Below are 14,911 nucleotides of genomic sequence, written 5' to 3' on the forward strand. Positions count from 1 at the left end.
CTACCCGTCCGGCTTGTCGTCGTCGATGCGCTCGACGTCGTCGGCCGTGATGGGGATCGACGGAGTCTCCTCCACGGCGGGAATCGTGGGCGGGGTCAAACTCGACGCGTAGTCACGCTCCGCCGAGTAGCTCAGGAAACCGAGGTGGGCCTCGTAGCGGTCGAGGACATCGTTGATGACCTGCTGTTTGGTCAGCCCCATCAGGTCGTAGCCCTCCGACCCGGTCTGAGTGAACACCTCGAGCCGGTAGTAGACGTCGATCTGCCTGGACATGCTGCGCCCGCCGAATGTGGGCACGGGCGCCTCGACACCGGCCACCTGGTACTGGAAGTCGCGGTGCTCGTTCATGTTGACGACGAGTGTGTGCGCGTCGATGCCGGTGTCCGCGTCGGGTGTGGTGGTGAGGTCGGCTTCGTATCCGAGCACGGCGAATTCGTCGGCCACCTCGCGCAGGGCCGGCTGGATCACGCGCGTCGAGAACTGGGCCACCGCCTTGTTCGATGGGTACGACCGCAAGCTGCCCAGGCGCTGCCGCCAGGTCTTCTCCGGCGTCTGTCCCCCGTGCACGGCCATCGACCTGCGGCGCAGCATATGACCTTCGCGCTCGGCCCGTTCCATCCTCAGCACCTTCGAGAAGGACGCCATGACGAGGTAGGCAATGATCGTCACCGGCAGAGCGAAGATCAAGGTTGCATACTCCATCGTCGTCACGCCACCGGCGATGAGCATGGCGATCGTGAGGATCGCGGTGACCAAGGCCCAGAAGATTCGCAGCCACTTCGCGCCGTCGACCGACGGGTCGGGGATCGACGACGAGAAGTTCGACATCACCATGGCACCGGAATTGGCGCTGGTGAGATAGAACAACAGACCGGACAGCGTGGCCAGACCGATCAGGAACGTCGCGCCAGGGAACATCTCCAGCAGGTTGTACCAACCGTGTTCCGGACTCTCGACGGCGAGCTCCGCGAATTCGTCGTTTCCGCCGAGCACCTCGCTCATCGCGCTGTTGCCGAAGATCGAGACGATGAAGAAGTCGCACAGCACCGGGGCGGTGATCGCGGCGATGACGAACTCGCGCAGGGTGCGACCGCGGGAGATCCGAGCCAGGAACAGTCCGACGAATGGTCCCCATGCAAGCCAGAACGCCCAGAAGAACAACGTCCAGCTCGCCATCCACGCGGAGCCGTCGCTCTCGTAGGCAAAGGTCGCGAGGGTTCGTTCGGGGAGGGTGAACACGAAGCGGCCGACGTTCTCGACCATGGCGTTGAGCAGGAATGCAGTCTTGCCGGTGACAAGGATGTACAGCATCATCGCGCCCGCAGACCACAGGTTGAGTTCGGAGATCAGGCGGATGCCCTTGTCCACACCCGAGGTGCACGCGGCGACAGTCATGAGCACGGCGACCAGCACCAGCGCGATCTGCAGCGCGAGACCTTCCGGCAGCCCGAACAGCATCGAGAATCCGACGTTGAGCAGGACGACGCCGATTCCCATCGAGGTGGCCACGCCGAACACTGTGCCGACGAGCGCGAAGATGTCGATGACGTCACCCGTCGTACCGCGGACCCGCTTGCCCAGTAGCGGATAGAGCGCGGCGCGAATGGACAGCGGCATGCCCCAGCGATAGGCGAAGTAACCCATGGCCATGCCGAGGAGTGCGTACATGGACCAGCCGGCGATGCCGTAGTGGAACATCGTCCAGACAACGGCGTCCTGGATCGCTTCCGTGGACTCCGGGGTTGCCGACGGTGGAGTGATGAATTGGGTGATCGGCCCGGTGACCGAGTAGAAGAGCATGTCGATGCCCACACCCGCGGCGAAGAGCATCGCCACCCAGGTGAACAGATTGTACTGGGGGCGCGAGTGATCGGGCCCGAGCCGGACGCTGCCTTCCTTCGAGAGTGCAACCCAGAGAACGAAGAGGATGACCAAGGTGACGGTGACGACGTAGAACCAGCCGAGGTTGGTGGCAATCCACGTCACGACCGTATGCATGGTTTCTTTGGCCTGGTCGGGCATCAGCATCGCCCAGATCGAGAACGCCAGGACAACGCCCGCCGCGATGAGGAAGACGCGCCAATTGACCCGGGGTTCCCTGTGTTCGGCGAGTTCGGTCGGCCCCTTGCTCAACTCTGTGCTGGAGATCGGGGGCAGGTCCTCGAAATCGAGCTCCCTGCGCCGGTCGGGCACTCCGAATTGGCTGCGTTCGATTCTCGGCTGCGGTGGTTCTGCGTCAGTCAACCATGACTCCTTACCTGCAGTGACTCCTCGGCCGCTCGGGCCGATTTCTTACTATCCCCCTGTACGTGGGCGGATGCAGTCGTTGTTCTGAATGTCGGGCGCTCACGCGTCGGGCTCGCGCGGTTGCGCATACAGCAACTCCATCACCGCACGCCACGACGCTTCCGCCCCGTGTCCGGCCCGGCGGAACGCGTCGTCGAGAAGTCGCATCTGGGCGTCGACCAGTTCGGCTTCGAGCGCGCGCCCCTCGTCGGTGACGGTGAGTCGGCGGACTCGCCGATCGGTCGCGTCGGGTGCGCTGATGATCAGCCCCTGCGACTCGAGGTCCTTGATGGGCCGGTGCAGCGCCTGCTTGGTTATATCGAGGATGTCGAGGAGCGCGCCGATCGACAGGCCGTCGTCGCGGCGGACGAAATGAAGGATGCGGTGGTGCGTCCGGCCGAGTCCGCGTTCGGCGAGCAACCGATCGGGCAACGCCGTGAAGGCGCGGTATCCGAAGAAGAAGTCCTCGATGGCCTTCCGGAGCTCGATCTCGCGATTTGAGTCAATCATCTTGACCTTCCCTTTGTTCACGCCCTACAGTACGTCAACATTGTTGACCTATTGAACGGAGTCTTCTCGTGTTCTCCCGACGAATCGGATCGCTCAGGCCGTCACCCATCCGCGAGATCCTCTCCGTCCTCGATCGGCCCGACATGGTCTCGTTCGCGGGTGGTCTCCCCGCGCCGGAAATGCTTCCGCCCCTGTCCCTCTCGGCTGCACCCACCTCCTTGCAATACGGGCCGAGCGAAGGCGATCCCGAACTTCGGGCCGTCGTGTCCGAGCAGCTGCGCATACTGGGCCTCGACGCACCCACCGAGCGCGTGATGATCCTCTCCGGCAGTCAACAGGGAATCGATCTCGTCGCGAAGCTGTTCGTCGACCCCGGCACACCTGTCGCCGTCGAATCACCCACCTACCTCGCGGCACTACAGGTGTTCCGCCTGTATGGCGCCGACTTCACGAGCCTGAACTGGAACAACGCACCGATGGCACCGCTCGCCTACGTCGTGCCCACGTTCGCCAACCCCACAGGACGCTGCGCGACGGACGACGAACGCGACAGCCTCGCCCGCGCGTGCCAGGACGGCGGTGTCACTCTGTTCGAGGACGACCCGTACCGCGAACTCGCGTACGGACCGTGCGATCGGAAGCCCGTCGCTGCGAGAATGCACGGCGGCTCCTGGGTGTACCAGGGCTCGTTCTCGAAGACGTTCGCACCCGGTCTGCGGCTCGGGTTCCTCGCAGCATCGGAAGATCTGTTCCCGAGCCTGGTGATTCTCAAGCAGGCCGTCGACCTGCACAGCTCCACCCTGTCGCAGCAACTCGTGCGCAGCGCCATCACCGACCCGAGCTGGTCGAACCGCCTCGACGAACTCGCGTCGTTCTACCGGAAGCGCCGCGATGGATTCGACGCGGCACTGCACCGTCACCTCGACGGTCTCGCCGAGTGGGAGACTCCCGCCGGCGGGCTGTTCTTCTGGCTTCGCCTCACTCGTCCGGTCGATACCCGCGCACTGCTCGCGGCAGCAATCGATCGTGGTGTCGCGTTCATGCCGGGCGAGGAGTTCTTTCCCGACCGACCACAGCTCGGAACCATGCGCCTGAACTTCAGCCATGCCGACGCGGACGCCACCGAACGCGGACTCCGGACACTCGCGCAGCTCCTGAGGGACGGCACCGAGAAGCACGAGGGCGTGAGCAACACGTGAGCTTCGGATTCGCCTTCTTCGTCGCGAGCCGTGTCGACGTCTACAACTACGTCCACCGCGTACTCGGCCGCCACACCTGGGGGATGTGAACAGACGCCGACCACCACACCGCAATAGGCATGTTTTCGACGCGGGTAGGCTCGGGACCCGTGTCTGATGCCCTCATTATCGATGACGAGCCGATCGAATCGTCCTCCCGCACATTCAAGCGTGCATTCGAGGATCTCCGCGATGGTTTCTCGCATCGTGAGCTGTGGTTCCACCTCGGGTGGCAGGACATCAAGCAGCGGTACCGGCGCTCGGTGCTCGGCCCGTTCTGGATCACGATCGCGACCGGTGTCTCCGCGATCGCGATGGGCATCCTGTACGGAACGCTGTTCAACCTCGACGTCCCGACGTTCCTGCCGTACGTCGCACTCGGGTTCATCATCTGGAACCTGATCAGCGGTTCGATTCTCGAAGGCGCGGACGTGTTCATGTCCAACGAGGGTCTGATCAAACAGCTCCCGACACCACTGAGCGTGCACGTGTACCGCCTGGTCTGGCGTCAGATGATCTTGTTCGCGCACAATATCGTCATCTACGTCGGCATCCTCATCGTGTTTCCGCAGCCGCTGCACTGGACGGCGATCGCGGCGATCCCAGCACTGTTCCTGATCGCGATCAACGCGGTGTGGGTGTCGCTGGTGTTCGGCATCCTCTCCACCCGCTACCGCGACATCTCTCCGCTGCTCGGCAGCATCGTGCAGTTGCTGTTCTTCATGACTCCGATCATCTGGACCGAGCAGACCCTCGTCGGCACGGGCAACGAAGGCCGCGCCAGGATCGCCGAGATCAACCCGCTCTACCACTTCCTCGACATCGTCCGGACCCCGCTGCTCGGCGGCGACCAGCAGCTCTACCACTGGGTCATCGTCCTGGTGATCACGGTGCTCGGCTGGGGCCTCGCACTCCTCGCGATGCGCAACTACCGCGCACGCGTCGCCTACTGGGTCTGAGTCGGTTCGAGCCGGATCATCTGCAATCGGTGGATCTGTTCGCGGCCGGTGATCTCGAAGCCGGCCGCAGCCAGTTCACGATACGTATCGGTGCTGGTGAAGCGGTACGGCTCGAATCGCCACCACACGTTGTTGGGATGCCACAGCCGCCACGCAATGTCGCGGTCCCGGTCGGCAATCACCCACAGCACCGTGCACCGACCGGACGCGCGTTCGGCCAATTCGGACGGCGACACATCGGTCGACCACAACTGAGTTCGCTCGACCGCGCTGACACCGAGCCCGACGTCGTCGAGGCCCGCCACCGAATCCGGTCGCGCGTCCATCACCGCTCGCGGGGAGGTCGGCGCCCATGAGATGGTCGGTTCGAACGCGACGCAATCCCCCGCCTCCGACCGCTCGACGAGCCGGTCTGCAACTGCGCTGTAGTCCATGCCGCCGGCCTTCCCGAACGGCTGACGTTGCGCAACGTACGCCGGTGACACGGCCACGACCAGCGCAACGAACACGACGAACATCGTCCACCACCGCGTCACGATCCGAGCGAGCGCCCAGCCCACCAGAAGCACCATCGCCGGCACCGTGAACGACAGGTACCTGTCGAGGTAGAGATTGCGCGACACCAGCGAATACACGAGCAACACCGTCATCGGCACGGCAAACCCGGGGACCGCCACCCACAGCAGCATCCGGTCACCCGGCATCACGCCCTTCCGCACCGCGACGACGACACCCGCGACGACGATCACCGCGCACAACGCCGCTGCCCACGGCGCTTGCGGAAACCACTGGTCGACGAAGATCGTGCGCACCACCGCGGTGTCGAGCGGCGGAATCCACGACACCTGCCGCACCTGGGACGCCGCGAGCACCACGAACGGACCCGAGAGCGTGAGTCCCACCACCGCGGCTACACCGAACCGCACCCTGTCGCGCTTCATCACGAGGACCGTCACCGCGTGCGCGAGGATCACGGTCGCGGTGTACACGAACATCACCGTCGACACCGTCACCAGCAGTGCATACGGCACCCACCAGCGCGCCTTGCCCGTCGTCAGCGCCGTCACCAGCAGCAGCGTCAGCACCGCGACACCGGCGAGCGCGAATGCGTAGGAGCGCGCCTCCGTCGCCGCCCACGTGACTCGCGGAGTGATGGCGAACAGCACACCCGCCGCGACAGCGACGCGTCGTCCGGCGAGCTTCTGCCCGGTCGCGGTGACAGCGGCCGCGCCGACACCCACCGCCACCGCACCCGGGATCCGGGCGGTGAACTCACTGATGCCGACGAGCGCGAACCACCAGTGCAGGAGCAGGTTGTGGAGCCCGTGCACGGCGTCGCGCAGAGCGTGCAGGTCGAACAGTGCCCCGACAGAACGATTCGCCGCGGAGATCGTGGCAGCCTCGTCCCACCAGAAAGACGGCACCCACGAGAATGCTGCACCGATGAACATGGCCGCTCCCCCGATGAACAGCGGGAGCGGCCATGTCCTCATGAGTTACTCGTCGATACCGTAGAGACGAGCCCAATTCTCGCGGCTGGTCAGCTTGGGCATGGCGTCGTGCCACACCTTCTTCATCTGTGGGGCTTCCTTGCGGAGTCGCCAGCACACCTTCGCGGCGTGCTTCGCGAGGTCGACGGCGGTGTCCTTGTCGCGGCGACGCACCCGCACCGCGTTCTGCGACGCGTCGGTGACCACGGCCGTGTCGAACAACGACACGTGCCACCAGTTCGCGAAGTGCGCCGGAACCGTGACCTGCCTGCGATCGACCTTGCCCCGGAACTGCTGCACCGCCCGCTTGACGAGAACGAGACCCTCACGCTTCTTGTCGGGCTCGAACTCCCACACCTTCATCTGAGTGTGCGGATCCGATTCCTTGCCCACCTGCGACGCGGGTAGCGGCTTCGTCTCGGGGTAGCGGTCGCGCAGCTCGCGCAGTTCCTTCAGCACCGTCTGACCGCCGTCGTAGAGGAAGTCCGGTCCGGCGAGGAAATCCTCGGCGGCCTTGATGAACGTGGCGGCCAGCCCGTACTGCATCGAGACGATCAGCTCGCTGATCTTGCGGAACAGGTACTTCGAGATGTCGTTGCCGTCGAACCGCCCGTACAGCGCGGACACGACGAGGCCGTTGCGGATGCTGAAGTACCGCGCCCAGTCGTCGTAGTCCTTGAGGTGGAAGTCCGCGTGCCACACACCCGCGTTGGGCAGCGTGACCGTCGGGTGCCCGGCGAAGCGGGCGCGAATCCCGTACTCGATGTCGTCCCACTGGAAGAACAGCGGGATCGGCAGGCCGCACTCGGCGATGATCTCGGCGGGCAGCAGGCACGTCCACCAGCCGTTCCAGCCTGCGTCGAAGCGGGCGTCCTGCTTCTTCTTGACGAGGTCGATGCCCATCTTCGCGCCAGGGGTGAGCTCACCCGCGGTGATCTCGTCGAGCACCTCACGCTCGGCACTGACATGCAACATCTGCGGGTTGCTCAGCGACAGCATCTGCGCGCCGACGATCGTGGGCTGCACCGTCATGTTCGCGAACGCATTGAGCCGCAGCACGGATTCCGGCTCGCACAGAATGTCGTCGTCCATGACGATCACGTTGGCGTGCGCCGAGTTCGGCGAGCCGGTGATCTCGTACATGCCGCGGGAGAATCCGCCCGCGCCACCGAGGTTCGGCTGCGTGAGGTAGACGAGTTTCTTACCGAGCTTCTCCTCGACCTCCGCGAACGCGGGACGTGAACGCACCTGGTCAGTGCCCTGGTCCACAATGCACACCGCGTCGATGTCGGACATCGCGTCGTCGTCGGAGGCGAGGGTGCCGACCGTGATGGTGCAGTCGTCGGCGCGGTTGAACGTGCAGATGACGACTGCAGCCGGTCGCAGGCGCTCGGGAGCGGCGACAGTCCAGCGGGCATCGGAGATGAGCAGTGAGCCGTTGCCGGACTCCACGGAGAACCACATTGCGCCACCATCGACGAACCGCTCGATGGGAAGTTCGAGATCGAGGTCGCCCGAACCCGACACCTTCGAGGTTGTGACGATGCGCTCGCGGCCGCGGGCGTCGGATGCCCACACCGTGAAGCTCGCGCTACCCGAAGAGGCGTAGGTGAGCTGCAGGTTCACCGTCTTCACATCGGTCCAGCGCTGCCAGAAAGTCGCGGCGAACCGGCCGAAATAGGTGTTGGTCTGAGCGGTCGCGCCCTCGGCGAGCTGCAGCCCGTGCCGGTCGGCGGCGGCGTCACCCTTGGTGATCACGTACATCTTCTCGGGGACGCGCGACGAGAGCGACCCGAACAGTCCGCGCTGAACGATCAGCCGATCGCGACGTACCGGCTCGATGAGGGCGTCCTCCAGCGCGTCGACATTGCTTCCGATAGTTGTCGCGTCGCCGGCAGATGCCTGCTCCATCGAGTAACTCCCCGATCTCGTCGATCCCGTTGGTCCGGATGCGACATTATCAGCGGGAACAGCGCCGCCCGCCGATCACGCGACAGTTGCGACCGATTGGTGAGGATCACGAGAAATACACCTTTTGCCTATTGCAGGACCTTTACTCACGCCTCGAGGGTGCATTCTGTTCGTCGGTAGGCAGCTTCGGTCGTCTCCTTGTGGGGACGCCACCACGCCTCGTTCGCCCGGTACCACTCGATGGTCGCCTGCAGACCGGAGCGGAAATCCCGGTAGACCGGCTCCCAACCGAGTTCGGTCTTCAGACGGGTCGCGTCGATCGCGTAGCGCAGGTCGTGTCCCGGCCGATCGGACACGAAATCGAAATCCGCTTCGTCCCGATCGCACAGCTCGAGAACGGTCTCGATGACCGTGCGATTGTCCGTTTCACCATCGGCCCCTATGAGATAGGTCTCACCGATCCCACCCTTGTCGATGATCGTCCACACCGCGCGGTTGTGGTCGTCGACGTGGATCCAGTCGCGCACATTGGTGCCGGTGCCGTACAGCTTCGGCCGCACCCCGGTGAGCACGTTCGTGATCTGGCGGGGAATGAACTTCTCCACGTGCTGGTACGGACCGTAGTTGTTCGAGCAGTTCGAGATCGTGGCGCGGACTCCGAACGAGCGCACCCAGGCGCGGACGAGCAGGTCGGAGCCCGCTTTTGTCGACGAGTACGGGCTCGACGGGTTGTAGGCCGTGGCCTCGGTGAACTTCGCCGGGTCGTCGAGCGCGAGGTCGCCGTACACCTCGTCGGTGGAGATGTGGTGGTATCGCACGTCGTACTTACGGACCGCCTCGAGCAGCGCGAACGTGCCGACGAGGTTGGTCTGCACGAACGGCAACGGATCGGCCAGGGAGTTGTCGTTGTGGGACTCGGCCGCGAAGTGCACCACCAGATCGGTGTCGGCGACGAGCCGGTCGACGAGGTCGGTGTCGGTGACGTCGCCGTGAACGAAGGTGATCGACTCTTTCACCGGTGCGAGCGAGTCGAGGTTGCCCGCGTAGGTGAGCTTGTCGAGGACGGTGACCTCGACGTCGGGGCGTTCGGCGACGGTCTGGTGGACGAAGTTCGCGCCGATGAATCCGGCGCCGCCGGTGACGAGCAGCTTCATTGCGCCAACCCTACCCATGGGACACTGACCGGCATGCGCGGAATCATCATGGCAGGCGGCGCCGGTTCGCGGCTGCACCCCATCACACTGGGGATCAGCAAACAGCTCACTCCCGTCTACGACAAGCCGATGATCTACTACCCGCTCTCGACGCTCATGCTCGCAGGCATCCGCGACATCCTGCTGATCACCACCCCTCACGACGCGGCCCAGTTCCGGCATCTACTAGGCAACGGATCACAGTTCGGGATCGAGATCACCTACGCAGTCCAGGATCGGCCCGACGGATTGGCGCAGGCCTTCGTCCTGGGAGCCGACCACATCGGCACCGACTCGGTGGCTCTGATATTGGGCGACAACATCTTCTACGGACCCCGACTCGGCACACAGCTCACGAGGTTCGCCGACGTCGACGGCGGTGCCGTGTTCGCCTACCGGGTATCCGATCCGTCGGCGTACGGGGTGATCGAATTCGATTCCGACGGTCGCGCATTGTCGTTGGAGGAGAAACCGTCGGATCCGAAATCACGCTATGCGGTGCCCGGACTGTACTTCTACGACAACGACGTCGTCGACATCGCACGGTCGCTGGAGCCTTCTGCGCGTGGCGAATTCGAGATCACCGACGTCAACCGCGCCTATCTCGAGGCGGGGAAACTTCAGGTCGAGGTCTTGCCTCGTGGTACCGCATGGCTCGACACGGGCACATTCGATTCTCTGCTCGATGCGTCGAACTATGTGCGCACCATCGAACAACGTCAGGGTTTGAAGATCGGGGTGCCGGAGGAAGTTGCGTGGCGTCGCGGCTACATCACCGACGACGAACTCCGGGTGCTGGCCGAACCGCTGATGAAGTCGGGCTACGGCAGGTATCTGCTGGACCTGCTGGCACAGGGAAGGGATTTCTGAGCGAATGCAGTATCGCGAACTGAAGGTTGCGGGCGCGTGGGAGATCACGCCGAAGCAGTTCGGAGACGACCGCGGGGTGTTCCTCGAATGGTTCAAGCAGTCCACCTTCGCCGAGGCAACCGGTCGGGAACTCGATCTCGCGCAGGCCAATTGCTCGGTGTCGGCGGCAGGGGTCCTGCGTGGGATCCATTACGCGGATGTCCCACCGGGGCAGGCGAAGTACGTGACGTGCGTGTCGGGTTCGGTGCTCGACGTCGTCGTCGATCTGCGTGTCGGTTCGCCGACGTTCGGCCAGTGGGATTCAGTGCTGCTCGACACTGTCGATCGTCGTGGGATCTTCCTGTCCGAGGGTTTGGGACACGGGTTCCTGGCGTTGGAAGACCATTCGACGGTGATGTACCTCTGCTCGACGGGCTACAACCCGGAGCGAGAACACGAAGTGTATCCGCTGGATCCGGAAATCGGGATCGAGTGGCCGACGGTCGGGCGCGACGGGCGGCCACTCGAATACGAACTGTCGGCCAAAGACCGTGTCGCGCCGACGCTCGCCGACGCGCGTGCGGCCGGGCAGCTGCCCCACGCCTGATCGACTTTGGTGGATCATTGTCCGTATTCCGGGCAATATCTCACCAACATTGCGTGTGAGTGGAACCGCTTCGAGCGATGCTGCGTCGAACGAAATATGAGCCGTAAAGCGATCCACGCGATCATGTCTCGCCAGGACGGGATCATCACACGCACGCAAGCCCTCGAATGTGGCATGAGCTCGTCGACTGTGACCCGGCAGGTCCGGTCCGGCGAGTGGTCCACCCTCGCACCTGGCATATACCTGCGCGCCGACCGCGAACACACCGAAAGCGTGAGCCTTCGCGCGGCGGTGTACTGCGCAGGACGGGATGCCGTTGCTTGGGGACCGAGTGCCGCGTGGTGGCACGGACTCCTCGATCGTCCACCCGGCCACCACTACGTCACGGTGACTCATCGTCGAGCGCTTCCGCGAAGACATGACGTTCGCCTTCGACGCCGTGACCTGCACTGGAAAGACACCGTTGTGGTCCGCAGCCTGCCCACCACTGCCCTACCGCTGACCGTTCTCGAGGCTGCGGTCGAGTTACCGAACGGATCCGTGCTCATGGACCGTGCGCTGCAGCGCCACACGTCACTCGAGGTCCTCCACCGGGTGCATCGTAGAAACTCGGGACGGCACGGGGCACGTGCGGCGGCGCGACTGCTGTGCTCTGCCGGCGATGGTGGGCACTCGGAAGCCGAACGGATCCTGCATCGTCTTCTACGTACTGCCGGCCTGATCGGGTGGCGTGCCCACGCGAGGAGCTGCGGTTACGAAATCGACGTGGTGTTCGACGCCGAGCGCGTCGCCATCGAGATCGACGGCTGGGCCTGGCACCGCGACGCGCAGCGGCACCGGCGCGACGCGGAACGACAGAACGTCCTGGTGAACGCCGGCTGGCACGTCCTGCGATTCACGTGGCACACGCTGACCCAGGATCCCGAAGGTGTACTTCGTCAGATTCGGACGGCGATGTCGCGACACCGGTGAATCCTTGGTAGGAAACGGTTCGCTGAGCGGACAAGGATCCACCAAAGATTCAGCGGATGCGGAAGATGACGAGTCTCTGCACCACGAAGTTGATCACCGTCGCAACACCCTGGGCGACCACGAAGGCGAACGGGGTCACCCACCAGTCGTCGCCCAGCGACTCGTTGAGCAGCCGGTTGATACCCACCTGAGCGGCGAATGTCACCGCATACAAGATCACGACCGCGACGAATCGCACTCGGCTCGGCGGTGCCTGGAAAGTCCAGCGTCGGTTGATGAGGTACGCGGTCGTGGTTCCCGCGATGAAGGACAGCGCCTTCGCGAGATCGCGGGTGACGCCGAGCGCCATGAGCAGCACATACAGGCCGTAGTCGACGATTGCCGAGAGTCCGCCTGTGAGCACGAACCGCACCAGCTGCGTCTTGAGATCGAGCGCGTCGTCGGCGGTCGAGTCGGTCAGCGGCAGCTCGGGAGCGAGCGGAGCGTGGTGTTCCGGCAGCGGCTGAACGTGGTCGTGGGGTTCGGGCACGGAGTCGAGGGTAACGCCCGCCGCGCCACAACCCGTACCGCCACGACATGGAGATTTTCACCGAAACGCGACGAGTGACCTACGGCATCTTGCCGGGTAGTGAGCGAACGCGGGTAGCCTCTACCCCGATGTCTACGACAGCTGAAGAGCAGGCGAGCGAGCCTCTCCCCACCCAGACACGCACCCTGACCGGATGGGGGCGCACCGCGCCGACCACCGCAGAGGTGCTCTCCACACCCGACGTCGAGCTCATAGCGAAGGCCGTCGCGCAGGTCGCAGAGCAGAACGAGTCGAAGCCGGCACATCTGCGTCGCGGTGTCATCGCGCGCGGTCTCGGCCGCTCGTACGGCGACCCCGCACAGAACGCAGGTGGGCTCGTCGTCGACATGACGGCGCTGAACAAGATCCACAGCATCGACCGCGAATCGCGTCGTGTCGTGGTGGACGGCGGCGTCGACCTCGACCAGCTGATGCGCGCCGCGCTGCCGTTCGGCCTGTGGGTGCCGGTGCTTCCGGGCACACGCCAGGTCACGATCGGCGGTGCCATCGGATCCGACATCCACGGCAAGAACCACCACAGCGCCGGCAGCTTCGGCAACCACGTGCGCTCGATCGATCTGCTCACCGCAGACGGTCAGATCCGCACGTGCACGCCCAGCGGGCGCAACGCCAAACTGTTCTGGGCGACCGTCGGCGGTATGGGTCTGACGGGCATCATCCTGCGCGCGACCATCGAGATGACAGCCACGGAGACGGCGTACTTCATCGCCGACGGTGTCGTCACTTCCACCCTTGACGAGACAATCGCGGCACACAGCGACGGCTCCGAGGACAAGTACGACTACTCGAGCGCGTGGTTCGACGCGGTCGCGCCGCTGCCGAAGCTCGGTCGTGCTGCGATCTCCCGGGGTTCACTCGCGACGGTCGATCAGCTTCCGAAGAAGCTGCAGAAGAACCCCCTGAAGTTCGACGCACCTCAGTTGTTGACGTTGCCGGACATCTTCCCGAACGGCCTGGCGAACAAGTACACGTTCTCCACCATCGGTGAACTCTGGTACCGCAAAGCGGGCAACTACCAGGGCAAGGTCCAGAATCTGACGCAGTTCTACCACCCGCTCGACATGTTCGGTGAGTGGAACCGCGGCTACGGCCCAGGTGGGTTCCTCCAGTACCAGTTCGTGGTCCCGCCCGAAGCCGTCGACGAGTTCAAGAAGATCATCATCGACATCCAAGCATCGGGGCACTACTCGTTCCTCAACGTGTTCAAGTTGTTCGGTGACGGCAACAAGGCGCCGCTGAGCTTCCCCATGAAGGGGTGGAACATCTGCGTCGACTTCCCGATCAAAGCAGGGCTGAACGAGTTCGTCCGTGAACTCGACAAGCGCGTCCTCGAATTCGGTGGTCGCCTCTACACCGCGAAGGATTCGCGGACCGACGCGGAGACCTTCCACTCGATGTACCCGCGGATCGACGAGTGGCTCAAGGTGCGCCGCACGGTCGATCCCACCAACGTCTTCGCCTCCGATATGTCCAGAAGGTTGGAACTCCACTGATGATCAACGCCGTCGGCAATCCCCAGACCCTGCTGCTTCTCGGTGGCACCTCCGAGATCGGCCTGACGATCGTCGAGGAGTACCTGCGCAAGGCACCCGCCCGCGTCATCCTCGCGACACTGCCCGGCGACCCGCTGCGCGATGCATCCGTCGCTCAGATGAATGCTGCAGGTGCGACGAAGGTCGACGTCATCGACTTCGACGCGCTCGACACCGAAAGCCACCCCGCCGTCATCGACAAGGCGTGGGCGGATGGCGACGTGGACGTCGCGATCGTCGCCTTCGGCCTCGACGGCGACTCCGAGGAGCTGTGGCAGAACCAGGTCAAGGCCGTCCGCGTCGCGAACGTGAACTACACGGCGTCGGTGTCCGTCGGTGTCCTCATCGGCGAGAAGATGAAGGCGCAGGGCTTCGGCCGGATAATCGTGATGTCGTCGGTGGCCGGTGAGCGCGTCAAGCGAGCCAACTTCATGTACGGCTCGTCGAAGGCCGGCCTCGACGGCTTCTACCTGGGCCTCGGAGAGGCGCTGCGCCCGTTCGGACCGCGCGTGACCGTGGTCCGGCCCGGCCAGGTTCGCACCAAGTTCAGCGCGCACGTCGACGAAGCGCCGCTGACCGTGAACAAGGAAGATGTCGCCGCGCTCGCGGTTGCCGCGTCCGACAAGGGCAAGGAAATCGTGTGGGCGCCGGGCCCGTTCCGGTTCGTGATGATCGTGCTGCGGCACATTCCGCGCGCCATCTTCCGCAAGCTGCCGATCTGACGGCACCGGCTACACCGCCGGAGCCCACAGCTTCACTAGGCTCGGGTCCCGTG

The 14,911-nt window shown here is 64.4% G+C and carries 13 protein-coding genes; 7 read left to right on the top strand and 6 right to left on the bottom strand.

From position 1 onward, the window contains the following. Positions 1-2,244, bottom strand: a complete 2,244-nt coding sequence (gene betT, locus ACZ46K_RS03155) for a choline BCCT transporter BetT (protein ID WP_464746613.1) — start codon at positions 2,242-2,244, stop codon at positions 1-3. A 102-nt stretch (positions 2,245-2,346) separates the two neighbouring features. Beyond that, the gene (locus ACZ46K_RS03160; RefSeq protein WP_464746615.1) at positions 2,347-2,796 is read right to left on the bottom strand and encodes a MarR family winged helix-turn-helix transcriptional regulator; all 450 of its coding nucleotides are present in this window, start codon (positions 2,794-2,796) and stop codon (positions 2,347-2,349) included. 68 nt (positions 2,797-2,864) lie between these two features. Here ACZ46K_RS03160 and ACZ46K_RS03165 point away from each other — a divergent pair, with 68 nt between their 5' ends. Then, positions 2,865-3,995, top strand: coding sequence for an aminotransferase-like domain-containing protein (locus tag ACZ46K_RS03165; RefSeq protein WP_464746616.1), 1,131 nt, complete (start codon positions 2,865-2,867; stop codon positions 3,993-3,995). A 149-nt stretch (positions 3,996-4,144) separates the two neighbouring features. Beyond that, positions 4,145-4,993, top strand: coding sequence for a galactan export ABC transporter permease subunit Wzm/RfbD (gene wzm / locus ACZ46K_RS03170; protein WP_464746618.1), 849 nt, complete (start codon positions 4,145-4,147; stop codon positions 4,991-4,993). On the opposite strand, the gene ACZ46K_RS03175 is transcribed toward wzm, so the two are convergent. The 3 genes from ACZ46K_RS03175 to rfbB form a co-directional block, all read right to left on the bottom strand. Next, a complete protein-coding gene (locus ACZ46K_RS03175) occupies positions 4,981-6,486 on the bottom strand; it encodes a glycosyltransferase family 39 protein (RefSeq protein ID WP_464746620.1) in 1,506 nt (501 codons plus the stop codon). The genes wzm and ACZ46K_RS03175 overlap by 13 nt on opposite strands. A gap of 3 nt (positions 6,487-6,489) precedes the next feature. After that, positions 6,490-8,394, bottom strand: coding sequence for a glycosyltransferase (locus ACZ46K_RS03180; RefSeq protein WP_054806166.1), 1,905 nt, complete (start codon positions 8,392-8,394; stop codon positions 6,490-6,492). Positions 8,395-8,540: 146 nt separating this feature from the next. Continuing rightward, on the bottom strand, positions 8,541-9,548 hold the full coding sequence (gene rfbB, locus ACZ46K_RS03185) for a dTDP-glucose 4,6-dehydratase (RefSeq protein WP_464746622.1): 1,008 nt from the start codon (positions 9,546-9,548) through the stop codon (positions 8,541-8,543). A gap of 33 nt (positions 9,549-9,581) precedes the next feature. Between rfbB and rfbA the strand changes: the two genes are divergently transcribed. From rfbA to ACZ46K_RS03200, 3 genes are all read left to right on the top strand, one after another. Further along, positions 9,582-10,457, top strand: a complete 876-nt coding sequence (gene rfbA, locus ACZ46K_RS03190) for a glucose-1-phosphate thymidylyltransferase RfbA (RefSeq protein WP_464746624.1) — start codon at positions 9,582-9,584, stop codon at positions 10,455-10,457. Between the two features lie 4 nt (positions 10,458-10,461). Further along, positions 10,462-11,043, top strand: a complete 582-nt coding sequence (gene rfbC, locus ACZ46K_RS03195; RefSeq protein WP_054806167.1) for a dTDP-4-dehydrorhamnose 3,5-epimerase — start codon at positions 10,462-10,464, stop codon at positions 11,041-11,043. A 123-nt stretch (positions 11,044-11,166) separates the two neighbouring features. Then, entirely contained in the window at positions 11,167-12,015 is an 849-nt protein-coding gene (locus ACZ46K_RS03200) for a DUF559 domain-containing protein (RefSeq protein ID WP_464746626.1), read from the top strand. A gap of 49 nt (positions 12,016-12,064) precedes the next feature. On the opposite strand, the gene ACZ46K_RS03205 is transcribed toward ACZ46K_RS03200, so the two are convergent. Continuing rightward, complete coding sequence (locus ACZ46K_RS03205; RefSeq protein WP_464746628.1) at positions 12,065-12,544, bottom strand: GtrA family protein; 480 nt, start codon at positions 12,542-12,544, stop codon at positions 12,065-12,067. A 128-nt stretch (positions 12,545-12,672) separates the two neighbouring features. Here ACZ46K_RS03205 and ACZ46K_RS03210 point away from each other — a divergent pair, with 128 nt between their 5' ends. Both ACZ46K_RS03210 and ACZ46K_RS03215 read left to right on the top strand, forming a co-directional pair. Further along, positions 12,673-14,097 carry an FAD-binding oxidoreductase gene (locus tag ACZ46K_RS03210; protein WP_464746630.1) on the top strand — a complete coding sequence of 475 codons (1,425 nt, stop codon included), beginning with the start codon at positions 12,673-12,675 and terminating at the stop codon, positions 14,095-14,097. Continuing rightward, positions 14,097-14,858, top strand: a complete 762-nt coding sequence (locus ACZ46K_RS03215) for a decaprenylphospho-beta-D-erythro-pentofuranosid-2-ulose 2-reductase (protein ID WP_464746632.1) — start codon at positions 14,097-14,099, stop codon at positions 14,856-14,858. The genes ACZ46K_RS03210 and ACZ46K_RS03215 overlap by 1 nt, the downstream gene beginning before the upstream one ends. Positions 14,859-14,911 lie beyond the last annotated feature (53 nt).

Source organism: Rhodococcus sp. JCM 9793, assembly GCF_055380405.1.

Bases quoted from the DNA above. Each gene is read 5' to 3' on its own strand.
- rfbB (WP_464746622.1), bottom strand. From the start codon at position 9,548: ATGAAGCTGCTCGTCACCGGCGGCGCCGGATTCATCGGCGCGAACTTC.
- ACZ46K_RS03180 (WP_054806166.1), bottom strand. From the start codon at position 8,394: ATGGAGCAGGCATCTGCCGGCGACGCGACAACTATCGGAAGCAATGTC.
- ACZ46K_RS03175 (WP_464746620.1), bottom strand. From the start codon at position 6,486: ATGAGGACATGGCCGCTCCCGCTGTTCATCGGGGGAGCGGCCATGTTC.
- ACZ46K_RS03200 (WP_464746626.1), top strand. From the start codon at position 11,167: ATGTCTCGCCAGGACGGGATCATCACACGCACGCAAGCCCTCGAATGT.
- ACZ46K_RS03210 (WP_464746630.1), top strand. From the start codon at position 12,673: ATGTCTACGACAGCTGAAGAGCAGGCGAGCGAGCCTCTCCCCACCCAG.
- ACZ46K_RS03215 (WP_464746632.1), top strand. From the start codon at position 14,097: ATGATCAACGCCGTCGGCAATCCCCAGACCCTGCTGCTTCTCGGTGGC.
- rfbA (WP_464746624.1), top strand. From the start codon at position 9,582: ATGCGCGGAATCATCATGGCAGGCGGCGCCGGTTCGCGGCTGCACCCC.
- rfbC (WP_054806167.1), top strand. From the start codon at position 10,462: ATGCAGTATCGCGAACTGAAGGTTGCGGGCGCGTGGGAGATCACGCCG.
- ACZ46K_RS03160 (WP_464746615.1), bottom strand. From the start codon at position 2,796: ATGATTGACTCAAATCGCGAGATCGAGCTCCGGAAGGCCATCGAGGAC.